This is a genomic window from Streptomyces sp. bgisy027, from assembly GCF_057710365.1.
The window spans coordinates 1-20,809 of record NZ_JBYIVZ010000004.1 but is presented as its reverse complement, the minus strand read 5'-3'; the positions used below and the strand labels follow the sequence as shown (position 1 = coordinate 20,809).

Genomic DNA, 20,809 nt, shown 5'->3' with positions numbered 1-20,809 from the left:
GGATGGCATGAGCGCTGACGGTCAGGGAAGAAGCCACTGGTTCGACGACGAGGCCGGACCGGTCGTCCGTCCGTACGCCATGACGCGCGGCCGCACCACCAGTGCGGCCCAGCACCGCCTCGACCTGATCGCGGTGGTCGTCGCGGAATCGCACGCGGACGACCCGGACGCCGACTCGACACTGTCCCCGGAACACGTGGACATCGTCGGGCTGTGCCGTGACGCCCCGCAGTCCGTCGCGGAACTCTCCGCCGAACTCGATCTGCCCATCGGAGTCGTGCGGGTACTCGTCGGGGACCTCGTGGACGCGGAATTCGTCCATGTGAACCGGCCCGTACCGCCTGCCGAGCTGGTGGACGAGAGTATTCTGCGCGACGTGATCAACGGCCTGCGGGCGCTCTGAGCGGCGCGGAAGCGGGGTAGTGACGTGACAGGCTGGCAGTTCTGGGTCGACCGTGGCGGTACCTTCACGGACATCGTCGCGCGACGCCCGGACGGCCGCCTGCTGACGCACAAGCTCCTGTCGGAGAACCCGGCGCGCTACTCCGACGCGGCCGTGGCGGGCGTACGCGAACTGCTGGACGGCTCCCCGGACCCCATCGAGGCCGTCCGCATGGGCACGACGGTCGCCACGAACGCCCTCCTGGAGCGCAAGGGCGAGCGGACCCTGCTCGTGATCACCAGTGGCTTCCGCGACGCCCTGCGCATCGCCTACCAGAACCGCCCCCGCATCTTCGCCCGCCGCATCGAGCTGCCCGAGCTGCTGTACGAGCGCGTCGTCGAGGTCGACGAACGCATCGCCGCCGACGGCACCGTCCTGCGCACCCCCGACCTCGATGCCCTGGCCGGTCCCCTCCGGGAGGCGTACGACGACGGGATCCGTGCGGTCGCCGTGGTCTGCATGCACAGCCATCTCCACCCCGCCCACGAGCAGGCTGTCGGGCGACTCGCCGGTCGCGTCGGCTTCCCGCAGATCTCGCTGTCCAGCGAGGTCAGCCCCCTGATGAAACTCGTCCCGCGCGGGGACACCGCCGTCGTCGACGCCTACCTCTCGCCCGTGCTGCGCCGCTACGTCCAGCACATCGCCGACCAGCTCGAAGACGTGCGGCTGATGTTCATGCAGTCGAACGGCGGTCTCGCCGAAGCCGGGCAGTTCCGCGGCAAGGACGCCATCCTCTCCGGACCCGCCGGCGGCATCGTCGGCATGGCCCGCATGTCGCAGCTGGCCGGGTTCGACCGGGTCATCGGCTTCGACATGGGCGGCACCTCCACCGACGTCTCGCACTTCGCGGGCGGCTACGAACGCGTCTTCACCACCCAGATCGCCGGGGTGCGGCTGCGCGCCCCCATGCTGGACATCCACACCGTCGCGGCCGGCGGCGGCTCGGTTCTCCACTTCGACGGCTCCCGCTACCGCGTAGGGCCGGACTCGGCGGGCGCGGACCCGGGGCCCGCCTGCTACCGGGGCGGCGGACCGCTCGCCGTGACCGACGCCAACGTCATGCTCGGCCGCATCCAACCCGCGTACTTCCCCCAGGTGTTCGGGCCCGACGGCGACCAGCCCCTCGACGACGCCCTCGTCCGCGACCGCTTCGCCGCCCTCGCGCGTGAGATCCGCGAACAGACGGGGGACGACCGCACCCCCGAGCAGGTGGCCGAGGGCTACCTTCAGATCGCCGTCGCCAACATCGCCAACGCCGTGAAGCGGATCTCCGTCCAGAAGGGCCACGACGTCACCCGCTACGCCCTCACCACCTTCGGTGGCGCGGGTGGACAGCACGCGTGCATGGTCGCCGACTCGCTCGGCATCCGCACCGTCCTCGTGCCGCCCATGGCCGGCGTCCTGTCCGCACTCGGCATCGGGCTCGCCGACACGACGGCCATGCGCGAACAGTCCGTGGAGGTCCCCCTCGACACCTCCTCGATGGCAGGCGTACTGAAGACCGCGGACGACCTCGAATCCGCCGCCCGCGCCGAACTCCTCGACGAGGACGTCCCCGAGGACCAGGTCAGGATCACCCGACGCGCCCAACTCCGCTACGACGGCACCGACACCACCCTCACCGTCGAACTCACCGAGCCCGCCCCGATGCGGCGTGCCTTCGAAGAACGTCATCGCGCCACGTACTCCTTCACTCTCGACCGCCCGATCGTCGTCGAAGCCCTCTCCGTCGAGGCCACCGGCATCACCGAACCCCCTGATCTCTCCGCTCTCGCCCCTTACGAGGCCGCCCCCGAGGGCAGCCCGGCCGCACCGCCGACGGTCCGCCTCCACACCGGCGGCACCCGGCGCGAAGTACCCCTCCACCGCCGCGAGTTCCTTCCTCCCGGTGAAACCGTCACCGGCCCGGCGATCATCACCGAGGCCGGCGCGACGACCGTCGTGGACGACGGCTGGCAAGCCGTGGCGACCGACGACGGGCATCTGGTCATGGAACGCGTGGCGACTACGGAGAGTTCCGACCTCGACACGAAAGCCGACCCGGTTCTGCTCGAGGTCTTCAACAACCTCTTCATGTCCATCGCCGAACAGATGGGCGCCCGCCTCGAGTCCACGGCCCAGTCCGTCAACATCAAGGAGCGCCTGGACTTCTCGTGCGCGCTCTTCGACCCGGACGGAAACCTGGTGGCCAACGCCCCGCACATCCCCGTCCACCTGGGCTCGATGGGCACGAGCGTCAAGGAGGTCATCCGGCGCCGCGGCTCCGGCATGCGCCCGGGCGACACCTACGCGGTCAACGACCCCTACCACGGCGGCACCCATCTCCCCGACGTCACCGTGATCACCCCGGTGTTCGACACGGGCGGCACGGCGAACACGGAGGGTGAGCCGCGGATCCTCTTCTACGTCGCCTCGCGCGGCCACCACGCCGAGATCGGCGGCATCGCGCCCGGCTCCATGCCCGCGAACAGCAGCACCATCGAGGAGGAGGGAATCCTCTTCGACAACTGGCTGCTCGCCGAGAACGGCCGCTTCCGCGAGGAGGAGACCCTCCGCCTGCTCACCGAGGCGCGGTACCCCTCCCGCAACCCCCGGACCAACCTCGCCGACCTGCGCGCCCAGATCGCGGCCAACCAGAAGGGCGTCGACGAAGTCGCCCGAATGATCGAGAACTTCGGCCTCGACGTCGTCCAGGCGTACATGCGGCACGTCCAGGACAACGCCGAGGAAGCGGTGCGCCGGGTCATCGACGCCCTCGACGACGGCGAGTACGCCTACGAGACCGACTCTGGCGCCGTCATCCGGGTACGCGTGCGCGTGGACCGCGCCGCCCGCACCGCCACCGTCGACTTCGCCGGCACCTCCCCGCAGCTCGCCACCAACTTCAACGCGCCCTTCTCGGTGGTCAACGCCGCGGTCCTGTACGTCTTCCGCACCCTGGTCGCCGACGACATCCCGCTCAACGACGGCTGCCTGCGCCCCCTCGACATCATCGTGCCGCCCGGTTCCATGCTCGCCCCCGAACCACCGGCCGCGGTCGTCGCGGGCAACGTGGAGACCTCCCAGGCCATCACCGGCGCCCTCTACGCGGCCCTCGGCGTCCAGGCGGAGGGCTCCGGCACCATGAACAACGTCACCTTCGGCAACGAACGCCACCAGTACTACGAGACCGTGGCCTCCGGATCAGGCGCGGGAGACGGCTTCCCCGGCGCGCCCGTCGTTCAGACCCACATGACCAACTCACGGCTCACCGATCCCGAAGTGCTGGAATGGCGACTGCCCGTCCAACTCGACGAGTTCGCGCTCCGGCACGGCAGCGGCGGCGCCGGGCGGTGGCACGGCGGGGACGGTGCCGTACGCCGCCTCCGGTTCCACGAGCCCATGACGGTCTCCACGCTGTCCCAGCACCGCAGGGTCCCGCCCTACGGCATGGCCGGCGGCGAGCCCGGCGCACTGGGAGCCAACCGTGTCGAGCACGCGGACGGCACGGTCACCGCGCTCGCCGGCAGCGACTCGGCTGACGTCGGCCCCGGCGACGTACTCGTCATCGAAACCCCCGGCGGCGGAGGCTACGGCCCACCGTCGCGCGACCCCCATCAAGCAGGAGAAGAGATCGATGATCTTCGGGCGTTCTGAGCGCGGGAAGCCTCCGGTCGAGCCCGTCACGCTCAAGATCCTGGTGGCCGGCGGCTTCGGCGTGGGCAAGACCACCCTCGTCGGCGCGGTCAGCGAGATCAGGCCGCTGCGCACCGAGGAACTGCTCACCGAGGCCGGACGTCCGGTCGACGACACGAGCGGTGTCGAGGGCAAGCGCACCACCACCGTGGCCATGGACTTCGGCCGCATCACCCTGCGCGAGGACCTGGTCCTGTACCTCTTCGGCACGCCCGGCCAGGAGCGGTTCTGGTTCATGTGGGACGAGCTGTCGGAGGGCGCCCTCGGCGCGATCGTCCTCGCCGACACACGGCGTCTGGAGGACTCCTTCGCCGCCATCGACTACTTCGAACGGCGCGGCATACCCTTCCTCGTCGGCGTCAACTGCTTCGAGGGCGCCGACCGTTACCCCGCCGCCGACATCCGGCAGGCCCTCGATCTGGACCCCGACGTACCGCTGGTGCTGTGCGACGCCCGCGACCGGGAGTCCGTCAAGGAGATCCTCATCGGCGTCGTCCAGCACGCGATGGCCTTCCAGGCGAGCCACCGGCAGACCGTGGCGACCTGAACCGCGCTCACAGACACGACCCGTACCCCCGCCGACCGGGGTACGGGCCGTGCGCCTGGGGCACACACACGTGGCTCACCTCGGACGCACGCACGCGTGGGCCGCTCTCGGCGCCTGCGTCAGCTCTGGCCGTCCTCCTGCCAACCGAAGCTCTTCTCCACCGCCTTGCGCCAGTTGTGGTACTCGCGGTCACGCGTCTCGGCGGTCATGGTGGGCGTCCACTCGGCGTCCTTCGCCCAGTGCGCCTTCAGCTCGTCCAGGTCGTTCCACACGCCCGTGGCCAGCCCGGCCGCGTAGGCGGCGCCCAGGCAGGTCGTCTCGGAGATCTTGGGCCGGATCACCGGCACGCCGAGTACGTCGGCCTGGTGCTGCATGAGGAGGTTGTTCTTCGTCATGCCACCGTCGACCTTCAGGGTCGTGATCTCGACGCCGGAGTCCTGGTACATGGCGTCCACGACCTCGCGCGTCTGCCAGCTCGTCGCCTCCAGCACCGCGCGGGCGAGGTGCGCCTTGGTGACGTAGCGCGTCAGGCCGGTGATGACACCGCGCGCGTCCGAGCGCCAGTACGGAGCGAACAGGCCGGAGAACGCGGGCACGATGTACGCACCGCCGTTGTCCTCGACGCTCTCCGCGAGGGGCTCGATCTCGTCGGCGGTGCGGATGATGCCGAGCTGGTCGCGGAACCATTGGACGAGCGCGCCCGTTATGGCTATGGCCCCCTCCAGGCAGTACACCGGCGCCTCGTCGCCGATCTTGTAGCCCATCGTCGTCAGCAGCCCGCTCTTCGACGGCACCGGCCGGTTGCCCGTGTTGAGCAGCAGGAAGCTTCCGGTGCCGTAGGTGTTCTTCGCGGTGCCGACGTCGTAGCAGGCCTGCCCGAACACGGCCGCCTGCTGGTCGCCCAGGGCCGAGGCGACCGGGACCCCGGCCAGCTGGCCGACGGCGGTGCCGTACACCTCGGCGGAGGACCTGATCTCCGGCAGGACGGCCTCGGGCACGTTCATGGCGGACAGGATCGAGGAGTCCCACTGGAGGGTCCCCAGGTTCATCAGCATCGTGCGCCCGGCGTTCGTCACGTCGGTGACGTGCCGCCCGCCGTCCGTGCCGCCGGTGAGGTTCCAGATGAGCCAGGAGTCGATGGTGCCGAAGGCGATCTCGCCCCGTTCGGCGCGATCCCGCAGGCCGGGCACGTTGTCCAGCAGCCAGGCCGCCTTGGGGCCGGAGAAGTAGCTGGCCAGCGGCAGGCCGGTCTGCTCGCGGAACCGGTCCTGCCCGTCCGAGCCGCCGAGTTGGTTGCACAGTGCAGCGGTGCGCGTGTCCTGCCACACGATCGCGTTGTGCACCGGCTTGCCGGTCGCACGGTCCCACAGGACCGTCGTCTCGCGCTGGTTGGTGATGCCGAGCGCGCTGAGCTGGTCGGTGCGCAGTCCGGCCTTGGCGATCGCCCCGGCGACCACCGCCTGCACCTTGGACCAGATCTCCGTGGCGTCGTGCTCCACCCAGCCGGGCTTGGGGAAGATCTGGCGGTGCTCGCGCTGGTCGACGGCCACGATCGCGCCGTCCTGGTTGAAGATGATGCAGCGGCTCGAGGTCGTGCCCTGGTCGATTGCGGCGACGAACTTGTCCGTCATGACGTCCCCTTCGTCGGATCCTTCAGAACGCTGCGTTGAAGATGACCCCGGACAACGCCCCGCCGATCAGCGGTCCCACGACCGGGATCCAGGAGTAACCCCAGTCCGAGGTGCCCTTGTTGGGAATCGGCAGCAGGGCGTGGATGATGCGGGGGCCCAGGTCACGGGCCGGGTTGATGGCGTACCCCGTGGGACCGCCGAGCGACAGGCCGATGCCGACCACCAGGAACGAGACGATCAGGATTCCCGTGCCCGACAGGCCGAGTCCCTTGGTCAGGCCGAACGCCAGGATCGGCAGCACCAGGGCGATCGTCGCGATGATCTCGGTGATCAGGTTCGCGACAGGATTTCGGATCGCGGGCGCGGTGGAGAAGATCCCGAGCGTCGGCTGAGCGAGCTTCTCGTCGCGGTTGGCCTGGAACTGCGCGAAGTAGACCAGCCAGCACAGCACCGCACCGAGCATCGCGCCGACCATCTGGCCTGCGATGTAGATGCCGACCTTGTCCCAGACCCCTGTGTCGATGGCGATCCCGATCGTCACGGCCGGGTTGATCTGTCCACCGGACAGCGGGGCCGCGGTGTACGCGCCGGCCATGACGCCGAATCCCCAGCCGAAGGCGATGACGATCCAGCCGCCGTCCTTCGCCTTGGAGTAATTCAGCAGGACGGCGGCTACGACACCGGCTCCGAAGAGGATCAGGATCGCGGTGCCGATGACCTCACCGAGGAAAATGTCTCCGTTGCTCATGGCTGCTCCTAGGCCCTGGCCGGGACGATCGGCCCCGGTTCTTCGTGCGGGGTGCGTTTCCCATGGCGACTTCAGACGAAGGCAGGGAAGGTCCCGACCCCGCCCGGCGTCCGTGACGAGCGTGCCGTCGCAGCCGAATCGCCCGTGGGGGAGGGCCTTTGCACAGGCGGAACCGCGCGGCACAGTGCGTGGATACGCCGAGAATGTACGGCGATGTCGGCTGACACCGGGAAGTGTTCACCGGTGTCCAAGGGGCGTCAAGGTCGCTGACGCCAACGGTTCGGGGTGTGCCGACGGTTCACGGGCCCACGCCTTCCGCGCTCCGGGCACGCCCACTCGGAAGTGAGACGGGACAGGGACGGGACACCAGGCCCCGCCGGGGCCGGCAGGCGGGCCAGTTCCTGCTGGACTCGACAGGGGTCGAAGGCTATTGCTGTGCTGAGGCCCACGGGTGCCTTTCGGCCACCGCCGACCTCGTGGGGAAAGCGTCTCACCCCCTGCCGGGCTCCGCCACCGCGCAACCGGCGGCAGTCGCCGTTTCCACTCCGCGCAGGATTTCGTGCCCCGGCAGTCCCGCGCGTCCCAGGACCCAGCTCGCCCCGCGCAGCGACTTCGCAGCTTTCTTCAGCGGTGCCAGACAGGAGGCCGCCTGCCGATGGTCCGTCACGCTCCCGGGTTCGCACAGGACCGTGGCGAGTGACAGCGTGATGGCGCGTCCGCCCGCCGACCAGGGCGCGTCCAACACCGAGGCAGCCAGCGGATTCAGCCCCTCCGGATCCGCGAGGACCAAGAAGTCGTCCCCGCCGATGTGGCCGACGCGGGTGCTGTCCGTCGCCACGTGCTGAAGCGCCCGTCCGACCGACCTGATCAGCTCGTCGCCGGCCGCGAACCCGGCCCCGTCGTTGACCTGCTTGAAGTGGTCCACGTCCAGCCAGCTCAGCGCGAATCTCCGCCCGTCCGCGATCCGCTGGTCCACCTCACCGGTGATCGCGTCGGATCCCGGCAGCCGGGTCAGCGGGTTGAGCCCGGCCGCCTCCTCCACCCGGTTCTCGGCGAGCGCCCGCACGAGGTCCGCGAGCCTTACGACACCGACACACCGGCCGAACCGGTCGACCACGGCGACGTCGTCCGAGGTGCGGTCCCGGCCGCCGTCCGCGACCACGTCCAGTACCTCCCACGCCGTGGCGTCGACGCCCACCGTGCGCGGTGGATCGCCGAGCTTTGCCGCGGGCCGGTCGGCGTAGAGGGCGTGGCCGTAGCGGCCCGACATCGACAGCAGAAAGCGGGAACGATGCACCGACCGCACCGGGACGCCGTACATGTCCACCAGCAGCACCCCGGACACGTCCGGGGACCCGGTCAGCAGCGCCCGCACCTGTCCGGCCGACGCGGTGGCGGGCAGCAGTGCCGCCGGCCGCACGAACTCGCGTACCGAGGGACCGGACCGAGGTGTCACCGCCAGTCCGGTCGAGCGCGGCGGAACGTATACCTCCGCCGCGGGCAGCCGGGCCGGTGGAGCGAACAGCTCGCCCTGGGCCAGCTGCGCACCCGCCGCTCGTGCCGCCGCGCACTGCAGCTCCGTCTCCACCCCCTCCACGCACACGAGTGCCCCCAGCTGCTCGGACAGCGTCCGCATCGCACCGATCGCCGCCGGCCGCGCCAGCAGGGACGCGTCCAGTTTCACCAGCTCCGGCGACATGTCGGTGAGCAGCCGCAGCGGGACGTCTCCGTCGCCGACGCCGTCCGCGCTGATCCGGAACCCCTGGTCCCGCAGCGTGCCGACCGCCTCCAGAAGCGCCTGCTGGGGCACATGTGTGTACGGCGGACCGACATCGATCGTCACCTCCCACGGCAGCCGCCCCGCGGCGCGGACCGCGTCGTGCAGAGGTGTCAGCCCACCGAGGTCGCCGAGGGTGCCGGCGAACACGTTGACGTACAGGGGGAGCAGGGTCTCCTTGCGAGCCGCCGCGCGGAACGCCAACACGGCGAGCCGGCCGTCGAGTTCGGGATCGCGGCGCGCCTCGGCCAGGACGTCACCGGTCTCCGGGCGGGCCAGTATCTCCAGCCCCGCGACCCCGCCGGTCGTCAGATTGACCACCGGTTGGAAGGCGAAGCGGAGAGTATCCGTCCAGGAGTGCACGGGAGCATGATTGCGCCGCTGGAGCCCGCCCGAGCCCAGTTCATGAGACGTTCACGCAGGATTCCGGCCCGCTCACGCTGCGTAGACTGATGCTGATGGCCCTGGGCTCGAACGAGCTCGATCCGCAGTTGGCGCGACCACTCGCGCAGGCATGGGCCACAACCGCCGCGCCCCGATCTCACCGCACCGCGACCACCGCCGACCCGTGTCCGAACAACCCCTGGTTCGCGGCGATGCCCACCCGCGCACCGGCGACCTGACGCTCGCCCGCGGCGCCCCTCAACTGCCACGTCAGCTCGCATACTTGGGCGATGGCCTGGGCCGGTACCGCCTCGCCGAAGGAGGCCAGGCCGCCGCTCGTGTTCACGGGTATGCGTCCGCCCAGCGCCGTCGTGCCCTCTCTCAGCAGCTTCGCGGCCTCTCCTTCGCCGCACAGCCCGAGATCCTCGTACCACTGCAACTCCAGTGCGGTGGACAAGTCGTAGACCTCCGCGAAGGACAGGTCCCCGGGCCCGATTCCCGCTTCCTCGTAGGCCGCGCGGGCGATCGACTCCCGGAACGTCTCGGCCGTCGGCTGCACCGCCACCGCGGAGTCCGTCGCGATGTCGGGCAGGTCCAGAACGGTGTTGGGGTAGCGCGGTGTCACCGTGGAGACCGCCCGTATCCGCACCGGATCGGGGACTCCGTGCCGACGCGCGAAGTCCATCCCGGACAGCACGAGCGCGGCGCCCCCGTCCGACGTCGCGCAGATGTCGAGCAGCCGCAGCGGATCGGCCACCACGGCTGAGGCGGCGACCTCGTCGGCGGTGACCGCTTTGCGGTAGCGGGCGTTGGGATTGAGCGCGCCCAGGGCGGAGTTCTTCACTTTGACCTGGCCGAAGTCCTCAGGGGTGTCCCCGTGCACCGCCATCCGCCGACGGGCGTACAGCCCGAAGTAGGTCGGATTCGTCGCACCGAGGACACGGAACCGCAGCCAGTCCGGATCGTCGGGCCGGTCGCCGCCCGCCGGTCGGAAGAAGCCCTTGGGAGCCGCGTCGGCGCCGACCACGAGCACCACGTCCGCGAGCCCCGAAAGTATCTGCGCCCGCGCGGTGTTGACGGCCTGGGCCCCCGAAGCGCACGCCGCGTACACGCTCGCGACCCGCGCACCCTGCCAGCCGAGCGCCTTCGCGAACGTCGCCCCGGCCACGTATCCCGGGTAGCCGCCCCGCACGGTGTCCGCACCGACGATCGACCCGATGTCCCGCCACTCCAGGCCCGCGTCGGCCAGCGCCGCGCGTGCCGCCGCCACGCCGTACTCGACGAAGTTCCGTCCCCACTTGCCCCATGGATGCATGCCCGCGCCGAGCACCGCCACGTCGTCCGTCATGCCGTCACCCCCGTCGGCCGCCACTGCCAGGTCGTCCAGGTTGTCTCCGTGTCCTCATGGAGCACACCTGGTACGACCTCCACCTCCATACCCACCGTCAGATCGGCGACGGTGACCCCGGGAGCCGCTTGTCCCAGCACCACGAGGCGCTCGGATTCCAGCTCCACAGCGATCAACGTGTACGGCTCCCACGGAAGTTCCGGATTGGTCACATAGGGTGACGGAGGCCGGTACCGGCTGTCCGTGAAGGACCAGACGCGCCCGCGCCTCGACAGGGTGACCTCCTCCAGGTCACCGCCGGGACAGCCCGGGTTGCGGCAGTGGCCGCCCTCTCGAGGGAAGAACACCGACGTACACGCGGAGCAACGGGTACCGATCAGCCGGAAGTCCTCCCCGTCGCCGGCGAACCACCCGGCGACCACAGGCGTACGCGTGCGTGGCATATCCCCTCCCGACAACTCATCTGACGGTTCGTCAGAAGTCTGTCACGGTCGACCGGACAACGGCAGGGCGCCGGGTGCGCCCTTCGGAAGGAACCGCACCGGATCGCTTCCCCGACGGACCGCACACCTGATAGATGCAGGAGACATGACACGACTCTCGACCTTGGCACGGCGACTGACCGTCACCCTCGCCACGCTCCTCGCCGTGACCGCCGCACCCGCGACCGCCCAGGCGAAGACCGCGACCGACAAGGCCCCCAGGGACTTCGTGGCGCTGAGAAACGTGGATCCGACGATCATCCAGGAGATGCGGTACTTCACTCCGCACAACTTCGTCGGCGAGCGCATCGACGGCTACCGGCAGCCCCTGTGCATCCTCACCCGACCCGCCGCCGAAGCGCTCCACAAGGCCCAGCTGCGGCTCCTGCGCCAGGGCTACTCGCTCAAGGTGTACGACTGCTACCGCCCGCAGCGCGCCGTGGACCACTTCGTGCGCTGGGCCGAGGACCTCGACGACCAGGCCATGAAGGGCGAGTTCTACCCGAACGTCGACAAGACCCGGCTGTTCCTGGACGGCTACATCGCGGAGAAGTCCGGCCACAGCCGCGGCTCCACCACGGACCTGACCATCGTCAGGCTGCCGGCCAAGCCGACCCGGCCGTACCGACCCGGCGAGCCCCTGGTGCCCTGCTATGCGGCCAAGGCCGAGCGGTTCCCCGACAACTCCCTCGACATGGGCACCGGATTCGACTGCTTCGACACCCTCTCCCACACCCTCGACCCACGCATCCAGGGCGAACAGCGCGCCAACCGACTGCTCCTCAAGAGCGCCCTGGAAGCCCTCGGATTCGTGAACCTCGCCGAGGAGTGGTGGCACTACACGTACAAGCCCGAGCTCTACCCGGACACCTACTTCGACTTCCCCGTGTCCTCGAAATCCCTCACCACGCACTGGTGACCGGCCCCCGGAAGACGCCCTTCCACTCATCGGATACAGTCCGCCGCGTGTCCGAAACTCAAACCTCCGTTCCCAACTCCGCAGCGAACTCCCACTGTTCGACCTGCGGTGCGCCCTACGGAGAGGGCGTCTCCGGCTGGCCGCGCACCTGCCCGGTGTGCGGAGCCGTGGCCTACCGCAACCCGCTGCCTGTGGCCATCGCCCTCCAGCCCGTGTACGACACCCAGGGCACAGCCCTGGTCGTCGTCACCCGCACCATCGCCCCCGCGCGCGGGGGCATCGCCCTGCCGGGCGGCTACATCGACGACCGCGAGGACTGGCGGCACGCCGTGGTCCGCGAACTCGGCGAGGAGACCGGCATCGACGCGGCCGGCCGCGACGTACGCCTCGTCGACGCCATGAGCTCCCCGGACGGCCACCTGCTGCTGTTCGGCCTCCTCCCGGAGCGGCCCGCCGACCGTCTGCCGGCGTCGGCCGCCACGGACGAGACCGAGGGCCGGCACCTCCTGCGCAGGCCGGAGGAGCTCGCCTTCCCGCTGCACACGCTGGCCGTACGGGCCTTCTTCGAGGGCCGCTACATCTGAGCCGCACCCTCGCCCAGCCCGCGAACACGCACCGGACGGGGTGACGGGATCATGCCGTCCTCGTGCTCCAGCTCGACGACCACACGGTCGCCGTCCCAGCGGGTGACGTAGCGCTCGATCTCCGGCTCGTGCCAGCCGTCCCCCGCGTCCGGCACCACCAGCCCGCTCCCGGCCCGTCCCCGGGCGGGCGCCCACACCTCCAGTTCCAGCCCGCCGTCGTCCCCACGCACGGGGACGACGGCGCCCGAGCGCACAAGCACCGGGATCCGTGACATGGGCGCGTCGACGAGAACCTGCCCCGGCCCTTCGTACGCCCGCTCCGTCGCCGTGTCGTACCAACGCCCCCGCGGCAACTGCACGGCACGCCGGTCCGCCCCCGGATCCAGCACCGGCACCACCAACAGATCGTCGCCGAGCAGAAACGCATCCTCGCAGTCGCGCAACGTGCGGTCCTCGGGCGCCGACCACCACATCGGACGCACATAGGGCGCCCCTGTGCGCCGGGCCAGATGCGCCAGCGTCATGAAGTACGGCAGCAGCCTCCGGCGCTCGACGAGCGCCACGCGCGCGTGCTCCAGCACCTCGGGGCCGAACTCCCACGGCTCCCTGCGCCCCGCCCGCAGACTCGCGTGCGTACGGAACAGCGGCAGATACGCCGCGAACTGGAACCACCGCAGATACAGCTCCGGCGACGGACTCCCGTCGAAGCCGCCCACGTCCGGCCCCGAGTACGGCACGCCGCACAGCCCGAGCCCCATGACCAGCGACAGCGACGCCCGCAGCCCGGGCCAGCCCGTGGCCACGTCCCCGGACCAGCTGCCGCCATAACGCTGCATGCCGGCCCACCCCGAGCGCGAGAAGACGAAGGGGCGCTCCCCGGGAGCCAGTTCGCGCAGCCCTTCGTAGCCCGCACTGGCCATGCACAGGCCATAGACGTTGTGCGCCTCCCGGTGGTCGCCGCCCCGCCCCTCCAAGGAGTGCCTGGCCGAACGCGGCAGCGTCGACTCCCCGAACGCGGTGAACGAAGTCGGCTCGTTCATGTCATGCCAGAAACCCGCGAAACCCTGCGCCAGCCGCTCCTCGTACAGCCCGCCCCACCACACACGCACGCGCGCGTGCGTGAAGTCGGGGAAGACCGCATCCCCGGGCCAGACCACACCCCGCGCGACCTCACCCGAGGCGTTCCGCACGAACACGTCCAGGGCAGTGCCGCTGTCGTACACGGGGTTGCCCGGCTCCGCCTTGACCGCCGGGTCGACGATCGACACCAGGCGGATCCCGTCCCGCCGCAAATCCTCGGCGAGCTGAGGCAGCTTGGGAAAGCCCTCATGGTCGACCGTGAACACCTGATGCTCGTCGTAGTGGTCGATGTCCAGATGGACCGCGTCCAGCGGCAGATCCCGCTCCTGATAACCCGAAACGATCCGCCGCACCTCCTGCTCGCTGCCGAACCCCCACCGCGCGTGATGGTGCCCCAGCGCCCACGCGGGCGGCAGCGCCGCCGGACCGGTCAGGGAGGCCCACACGAGCAGTACGCGCGCGGGAGTACCCACCATCACCCAGCACCGCAGGGGACCGCCGTCCATCCGCAGCTCGCTGGTCCCCGCCCGGTCGTGCCCGGAACCGGCGCCTTCCTCGCCCTCCCGCAGCGTCACGGTGCCGTCCCACGAGGTGTCGTGGAACACCAGGTGCGTGGCGGCGTCGGCCACGACCAGCTGCACCGGCATCGTGATGTACAGCGGGTCGTCACCGGGACCGAACGAACGCCCGGGATCGGTGTTCCACAGTGAGTACGTCCCGTCCCTGAGCCGCGGTCCCGATGCCCGCCCCCCGAGCCCGAAGAACCGCGCGTCCGCAGCCACCTCCGACCGCTGCATCCAGCGCGCCGGCCCACCCGCGACGGGCTCCCACCAGCGCGGCGGCAGATCACGACGCAACGTCACACCACCGGGCGTCTGCACCTCCACGGCGCCGTGCCGCGAGATGACCACGGTCACCCGCTCGGCCACGACCCGCCAGCCACCGTCCTTGTCGGGCTCCAGCACCGCCCTGGGATCCGGTTCCGGACAGCGGCCCGCCAGCGCGTACGACGGCTCGGGAGCCGACCCGTCCCAGCCCCAGAAGACCGCCCCGTTCACCGTCACGGTCACCTGCAGCTCGGACCGGCTGAACCGGATCACACCGCCACCCGGACCGGGCCGCACCTCCTGCACAGGCCCGGGCACACGGGCACGCTCGGCACCCCGGGGTGGCAGCCCCACGGCGTCCGCGCGCTTCCTGCGCCAGGCTGCTCGTACGGTGCGCAACCCCTGGGCCGCCCCCACAGAACCGACCACCTTCATCGAACGCACCAGGTCACGACCGTCCATGCTGCTCAGCCTGCCATTCGCCGCCCCACACGCGTGTGCCGTTCAACTGCCGTTCACCCGTGCCGGGACCACATCTTCACGACACGGACTATGTGGGGCGGACCCTGGTGTAGAAGTCGATCACATGGCATCGTCCGTGTCATCCGCGTCACGCGCACACCCCCGCCGTGCGTGGAAGACGCACACGACGCGCACAGTTTCCGGGAGCCGCTCCATGTCGATCCTGAACCCCCAGCCGCTGTGGCAGCCAGACCCGCAGCGCATCGCCCGAGCACAGGTCACCCAGTTCCAGGCCTGGGCCGCCGAGAACCACGGCGCCCCCGCCGAGGGCGGCTACGCGGCGCTGCACCGCTGGTCGGTCGACGAACTGGAAGCCTTCTGGAACGCCGTCACGGAGTGGTTCGACGTACAGTTCTCCACCCCCTACGCGCGCGTGCTCGGCGACCGCTCGATGCCCGGCGCCCAGTGGTTCCCCGGCGCGACCCTCAACTACGCCGAGCACGCCCTGCGCGCGGCAGCGACCCGCGCGGACCAACCCGCACTCCTGCACGTCGACGAATCCCATGAGCCCCGCCCCGTCACCTGGTCCGAGCTCCGCCGCCAGGTGGGCTCCCTCGCCGCCGAGCTGCGCGCCCTCGGTGTACGCCCCGGAGACCGCGTCAGCGGCTACCTCCCCAACATCCCGCAGGCAGTGGTCGCACTGCTCGCCACAGCCACCGTCGGCGGCGTATGGACCTCCTGCGCCCCCGACTTCGGCGCCCGCAGCGTCCTCGACCGCTTCCAGCAGGTCGAGCCGGTCGTGCTGTTCACCGTCGACGGCTACCGCTACGGCGGCAAGGAACACGACCGCCGCGAGACCGTCGCCGAACTCCGCCGCGAACTGCCGACCCTGCGAGCGGTCGTGCACATTCCGGTCCTCGGCACCGAGGCCCCCGAAGGAGCCCTGGAATGGTCGGCCCTCACCGCCGCCGACGAGGAACCCGTCTTCGAGCAGGTCCCCTTCGAGCACCCCCTCTGGGTGCTCTACTCCTCCGGCACGACCGGCCTGCCCAAAGCCATCGTCCAGTCCCAGGGCGGCATCCTCGTCGAGCACCTCAAGCAACTCGGCCTGCACTGCGACCTGGGCCCCGAGGACCGTTTCTTCTGGTTCACCTCGACCGGCTGGATGATGTGGAACTTCCTCGTCTCCGGCCTGCTCACCGGCACCACGATCGTCCTCTACGACGGCAGCCCCGGCTATCCCGACACCGGCGCCCAGTGGCGCATCGCCGAACGCACCGGAGCGACCCTCTACGGCACCTCAGCCGCCTACGTCATGGCCTGCCGCAAAGCCGACGTGCACCCCGCGCGTGACTTCGACCTCTCCAAGGTGCAGTGCGTCGCCACCACCGGCTCACCACTGCCGCCCGACGGTTTCCGCTGGCTGCACGACGAAGTCCGCGACGACCTCTGGATCGCCTCCGTCAGCGGCGGCACGGACGTGTGCTCCTGCTTCGCCGGAGCCGTGCCCACCCTGCCCGTACACGTCGGCGAGCTCCAGGCCGCCGGCCTCGGCACCGGTCTCCAGTCCTGGGACCCCAGCGGCAGACCCGTCATCGACGAGGTGGGGGAGCTCGTGGTCACCAACCCCATGCCGTCGATGCCGATCCACTTCTGGAACGACCCCGACGGCAGCCGGTACCACGACAGCTACTTCGACACCTACCCCGGCGTATGGCGCCACGGCGACTGGATCACCATCACCTCACGCGGCTCCGTCGTCATCCACGGCCGCTCCGACTCGACCCTCAACCGCCAGGGCGTCCGCATGGGGTCGGCCGACATCTACGAAGCCGTGGAGCGCCTCCCCGAGATCAAGGAATCCCTCGTCATCGGTATCGAACAGGCCGACGGCGGCTACTGGATGCCCCTGTTCGTACACCTGGTTCCGGGCGCCGTACTCGACGAGGCCCTCCTGAACCGCATCAAGCAGACCATCCGCGAACAGCTCTCTCCGCGCCACGTCCCCGACGAGGTCATCGAGGTCCCCGGCGTCCCGCACACCCTCACCGGCAAGCGCATCGAGGTCCCGGTCAAGCGCCTCCTCCAGGGAACCCCCCTGGACAAGGCGGTCAACCCCGGCTCCGTCGACAACCTCGACCTCCTCCACTTCTACGAGGACCTCGCCCGCAAGCGCGCCTGACCGACCTGACACCCGGCCTCGGACCCACCGCACTCACGCGGAGTCCGAGGCCGACAGCACCGGACCCCCCCTCCGAACTGGGCAAATACGCCCCACCCAGCTCTCCGCGCACTTCCTCCCGCCCCGTTGTCAGTGCCGCCGGTTACTGTGAGTGAGCATTGATCGACTGCGTACCAGGGGGAAAACATGGCGCACACCGACCACCAGACGATGCGACGCATCCTGCGCCGCGAGATCGCCGGGACGATCGGCCTTCTGACCGACGAGCACGACTTCCGAGCCATGCGGCGCTACCGCAGCTTCACCTTCGACGACCACAAGTTCTACCTGGAACAGGTGGAAGCCCTCCTCAGGACCCGGGCCTCCCAGGGCGGCCATACGACGATCGCGCTCTTCGACCCACAGGAGTACGCCGAGTTCTGCGCCGACACCGGCCTCGACCCCGACGCCTCGTCGAGCCGCACACGCTTCACCGCTGAACTCGCGGCCACCGGACCCACCGTCCCCTACGACGGCCGGCCGCTGTCGGACGTCGTCCCGGCCCTCGTCGACGAAGCCGTCCGGCAAGCCACCTGGGAATACGCGTCCATCCTCCTGGCACGCCTCGGAACCTGCGCTACGTGCGGCGAGGACATCGGCCGTGCCGCCTTCACACGCGCCTCCGGCCTCCTCGTACGCATCCTGGATATGGCCCCGCCGGGCAGCCGACACGTCGTATGCAGCGTCACCGGAACCCCGGAAACACTCCTCTCCGTCCTGCACGCCGACGAGGACGACGAAGGTTCAGCACACCTCGACGAGGCCGAAGCGCTGGAGTTCACCACCGTGCTCGCCCTCGGCCTTGCCACCCGCAGCCCCGGCGGACTCGTGATGCGGACCAGCGCGCCCGGCACGACCGACCGCATCTACGGATGGCGCCTGCGCGGAGACGGACTGGAACCCCTCACTGCTGGCGAGGTCTTCGACGCCTACTGCACCGATATCGAAACGGGCGACCTGATCTCACCGGAATCAGGCGTCGACTACTGCGTGCCCCCGGACCTCGGCAGCGGGAGCGAGCAGACGCCCCCTGGTCATCACCACTGAGACGTGCAAGGGGCGCTCCACCCGAAGGTGGGGCGCCCCACACAACCAAAACGCAGCCGTGCCGCCGCGGCCTTACTCGCCCGAGAGCACGGCCTGAGCGGCGTTGCGCGCCTCCTCGGCGCTCTCGGCAGCACGCGCCGCCGCGGCCGCACGCTCACACTGCGCCAGCGTGTACTTCGCCAGCGTCGCCCGGACATAGGGAATGGACGCCGAACCCATGGACAGGGAGGTGACACCCAGACCGGTCAGCACACAGGCCAGCAGCGGGTCGGACGCGGCCTCACCGCAGACTCCACAGCTCTTGCCCTCGGCCTTCGCCGCCTCCGCGGACAGCGCGACCAGGTCGAGCAGCGCGGGCTGCCACGGGTCCTGAAGGCGGGACACCGCACCCACCTGACGGTCCGCAGCGAAGGTGTACTGCGCGAGGTCGTTGGTACCCAAGGACAGGAACTCGACCTCCTGAAGGACCGAGCGCGCCCGCAGCGCGGCGGAGGGGATCTCCACCATCGCCCCGAACTTCGCCCGCAGCCCGGCCTCACGGCACGCGTTCGCGAACGCCTTGGCGTCGGATCGGTCAGCCACCATCGGGGCCATGACCTCAAGGTAGACGGGCAGTCCCTCCGCCGCCTTCGCGAGCGCAGTCAGCTGCGTCCGCAGCACGTCGGGGTGGTCCAGCAGCGTCCGCAGACCACGCACACCCAGCGCGGGGTTCGGCTCGTCGGCAGGTGTCAGGAAGTCCAGCGGCTTGTCCGCACCCGCGTCCAGGACACGGACGACCACCCGGCCCTCGGGGAAGGCCTCGAGAACCTGCCGATAGGCCTCGACCTGCTTCTCCTCCGACGGCGCATTCTTGCTGTCGTCGAGGAAGAGGAACTCGGTACGGAACAGACCGACGCCCTCGGCACCCGCCTCGACGGCAGCCGGCACGTCAGCCGGACCGCCGACGTTCGCAAGCAGCGGCACCTTGTGACCGTCGGCGGTGGCACCCGGCCCCGTCGACGCGGCGAGCGCGGCCTTGCGCGCGGCGGCCGCGGCCTCGAGCTCCACCTTCTTCTCCGCGCTCGGGTTCACGAAGATGTCGCCGGTGCTGCCGTCGACCGCGATGACCGTGCCCTCGGCGAGCTCACCGGCACCCGGCAGCGCGACCACGGCCGGCACCCCGAGCGCCCGCGCCAGAATCGCGCTGTGACTGGTCGGCCCGCCCTCCTCGGTGACAAAACCGAGAACGAGAGTGGGGTCCAGCAGCGCCGTGTCCGCAGGCGCGAGGTCGCGCGCCACCAGGACGTAGGGCTCGTCGCTGTCCGGGACACCCGGCATCGGAACCCCGAGCAGCCGGGCGACGATACGATTCCGCACGTCGTCGAGGTCGGCCACGCGACCGGCAAGGTACTCACCGGCACCGGCCAGCAGCTCGCGGTACGCGGCGAAGGCGTCGTACACCGCCCGCTCGGCCGTGCTGCCGACGGCGATGCGCCGGTCCACGTCCGCCATCAGTTCGGGGTCCTGGGCCATCATGGCCTGCGCCTCGAGTACCGCCTGGGCTTCGCCCCCCGCCAGGTTGCCGCGCGCCATCAGGTCGGCTGCCACAGCCTCCACCGCCTTGCGGGCGCGCCCCTGTTCACGCTCCGCGTCCTCGGCCGGAATCTGCTTGGCAGGCGGTTCCAGGACCGCCGTTCCCATGTGCCGAACCTCGCCGATGGCCACACCGTGGCTCACGCCGACGCCTTGCAGCGTTGTCTCCATCTCACCCGTCTCCGATAGTGCGGCGGGTCCCGCCGCCGCGGTGGTTGTGGTCCCTACTCGCCGTCATACGACGGCATCGAAGTCACTTCCAGGTGAAGAGACTGTCGCCGGCCTTCACATCGCCGCTGTCACGCAGATCGGAGAGAGCCTCGGCCGTGGCCTCGAGGGCGACGATCGGGCACACCGGGGACTTGCCGGCCGCCTCGACGGCCGCAGGGTCCCAGCGCACGATGCTCTGGCCGCGCGTAACGGTGTCGCCCTTGTTCACGAGCAGCTCGAAGCCCTCGCCGTTGAGCTGCACGGTGTCGATACCGAGGTGGGTGAGGACCCCATGACCCTGGTCGTCCACAACGACGAAGGCATGAGGGTGGAGAGAGACGATGACCCCGTCCACGGGCGAGACGGCCTCGGAGGGCTCACGCACGGGGTCGATCGCAGTGCCCGGGCCGACCATGGCGCCGGAGAAGACGGGATCCGGTACGGACGCCAGTCCGACGGCGCGTCCTGCCTGTGGGGACGTCACGGTGGTCATGGGAAACCTCCCAGGGGTGGAGATCGTTATGGGCCGTCGCTGCCTGTGCCGGACGGCACACTGTTCAGCAGGGTATGTCACATGAAGTGCCGGTTCCGCGTGGGCACTCCGGAGTGGTCTAGACCATACCGCAAATCGATTTGCACGCGCTCCACGGCCACGTGTACAGTCGTACTCCTGCTTGGGTCTGAGTGACGCAGTTGAGCGCCCTTGCCTGGCAGCATCCAACCTTGTCAGATCCTATCTCGGGGTCACCTTCTGCATGCCTGCGGGACGGTGGTCAGAGGGCCGGAAAAACACTGATAGAGTTTGGAACACCGAAGGGAAGCGCCCGGAGGAAAGCCCGAGAGGGTGAGTACA

At 70.1% G+C, this 20,809-nt stretch carries 15 protein-coding genes; 7 read left to right on the top strand and 8 right to left on the bottom strand.

From position 1 onward, the window contains the following. Window positions 1-7 precede the first annotated feature (7 nt). From AC3ETA_RS05255 to AC3ETA_RS05245, 3 genes are read left to right on the top strand one after another with little or no spacing between them, the layout of a single operon-like run. Window positions 8-403 carry a DUF742 domain-containing protein gene (locus AC3ETA_RS05255; protein ID WP_432191625.1) on the top strand — a complete coding sequence of 132 codons (396 nt, stop codon included), beginning with the start codon at window positions 8-10 and terminating at the stop codon, window positions 401-403. A 24-nt stretch (window positions 404-427) separates the two neighbouring features. After that, window positions 428-4,078, top strand: coding sequence for a hydantoinase B/oxoprolinase family protein (locus AC3ETA_RS05250; RefSeq protein ID WP_432191624.1), 3,651 nt, complete (start codon window positions 428-430; stop codon window positions 4,076-4,078). Further along, entirely contained in the window at window positions 4,059-4,664 is a 606-nt protein-coding gene (locus AC3ETA_RS05245; RefSeq protein ID WP_432191623.1) for a GTP-binding protein, read from the top strand. Before AC3ETA_RS05250 ends, AC3ETA_RS05245 begins: the two co-directional genes overlap by 20 nt. Window positions 4,665-4,783: 119 nt before the next feature. Here the strand turns inward: AC3ETA_RS05245 and glpK are convergent, their stop codons facing one another. The 5 genes from glpK to AC3ETA_RS05220 all read right to left on the bottom strand — a co-directional run bounded on the left by glpK (window position 4,784) and on the right by AC3ETA_RS05220 (window position 10,974). Next, window positions 4,784-6,295 (bottom strand): glycerol kinase GlpK, encoded by a 1,512-nt coding sequence (glpK, locus tag AC3ETA_RS05240; RefSeq protein ID WP_432191622.1) that lies wholly within the window; start codon window positions 6,293-6,295, stop codon window positions 4,784-4,786. 22 nt (window positions 6,296-6,317) lie between these two features. Beyond that, the gene (locus AC3ETA_RS05235; protein ID WP_432191621.1) at window positions 6,318-7,043 is read right to left on the bottom strand and encodes an MIP/aquaporin family protein; all 726 of its coding nucleotides are present in this window, start codon (window positions 7,041-7,043) and stop codon (window positions 6,318-6,320) included. A 490-nt stretch (window positions 7,044-7,533) separates the two neighbouring features. Next, entirely contained in the window at window positions 7,534-9,183 is a 1,650-nt protein-coding gene (locus AC3ETA_RS05230) for an EAL domain-containing protein (protein ID WP_432191620.1), read from the bottom strand. A 178-nt stretch (window positions 9,184-9,361) separates the two neighbouring features. Continuing rightward, complete coding sequence (locus AC3ETA_RS05225; RefSeq protein WP_432191619.1) at window positions 9,362-10,552, bottom strand: lipid-transfer protein; 1,191 nt, start codon at window positions 10,550-10,552, stop codon at window positions 9,362-9,364. Then, entirely contained in the window at window positions 10,549-10,974 is a 426-nt protein-coding gene (locus tag AC3ETA_RS05220; RefSeq protein WP_432191851.1) for a Zn-ribbon domain-containing OB-fold protein, read from the bottom strand. Before AC3ETA_RS05220 ends, AC3ETA_RS05225 begins: the two co-directional genes overlap by 4 nt. Window positions 10,975-11,140: 166 nt before the next feature. Here AC3ETA_RS05220 and AC3ETA_RS05215 point away from each other — a divergent pair, with 166 nt between their 5' ends. Continuing rightward, the gene (locus AC3ETA_RS05215; RefSeq protein WP_432191618.1) at window positions 11,141-11,953 is read left to right on the top strand and encodes a M15 family metallopeptidase; all 813 of its coding nucleotides are present in this window, start codon (window positions 11,141-11,143) and stop codon (window positions 11,951-11,953) included. Window positions 11,954-12,000: 47 nt separating this feature from the next. Beyond that, window positions 12,001-12,537 carry an NUDIX domain-containing protein gene (locus AC3ETA_RS05210; RefSeq protein WP_432191617.1) on the top strand — a complete coding sequence of 179 codons (537 nt, stop codon included), beginning with the start codon at window positions 12,001-12,003 and terminating at the stop codon, window positions 12,535-12,537. Here AC3ETA_RS05210 and AC3ETA_RS05205 read toward each other — a convergent pair. Next, window positions 12,528-14,906 (bottom strand): glycoside hydrolase family 31 protein, encoded by a 2,379-nt coding sequence (locus AC3ETA_RS05205; protein WP_432191616.1) that lies wholly within the window; start codon window positions 14,904-14,906, stop codon window positions 12,528-12,530. The genes AC3ETA_RS05210 and AC3ETA_RS05205 overlap by 10 nt on opposite strands. 214 nt (window positions 14,907-15,120) lie before the next feature. On the opposite strand from AC3ETA_RS05205, the gene AC3ETA_RS05200 reads away from it, so the two are divergent. Then, entirely contained in the window at window positions 15,121-17,088 is a 1,968-nt protein-coding gene (locus AC3ETA_RS05200; RefSeq protein ID WP_432191615.1) for an acetoacetate--CoA ligase, read from the top strand. Between the two features lie 186 nt (window positions 17,089-17,274). Next, window positions 17,275-18,174, top strand: a complete 900-nt coding sequence (locus AC3ETA_RS05195; RefSeq protein WP_432191614.1) for a hypothetical protein — start codon at window positions 17,275-17,277, stop codon at window positions 18,172-18,174. 72 nt (window positions 18,175-18,246) lie between these two features. Here AC3ETA_RS05195 and ptsP read toward each other — a convergent pair whose 3' ends face one another. Then, entirely contained in the window at window positions 18,247-19,917 is a 1,671-nt protein-coding gene (gene ptsP, locus AC3ETA_RS05190) for a phosphoenolpyruvate--protein phosphotransferase (RefSeq protein WP_432191613.1), read from the bottom strand. 82 nt (window positions 19,918-19,999) lie between these two features. Then, on the bottom strand, window positions 20,000-20,449 hold the full coding sequence (locus AC3ETA_RS05185; protein WP_432191612.1) for a PTS sugar transporter subunit IIA: 450 nt from the start codon (window positions 20,447-20,449) through the stop codon (window positions 20,000-20,002). Window positions 20,450-20,809: the final 360 nt, after the last annotated feature.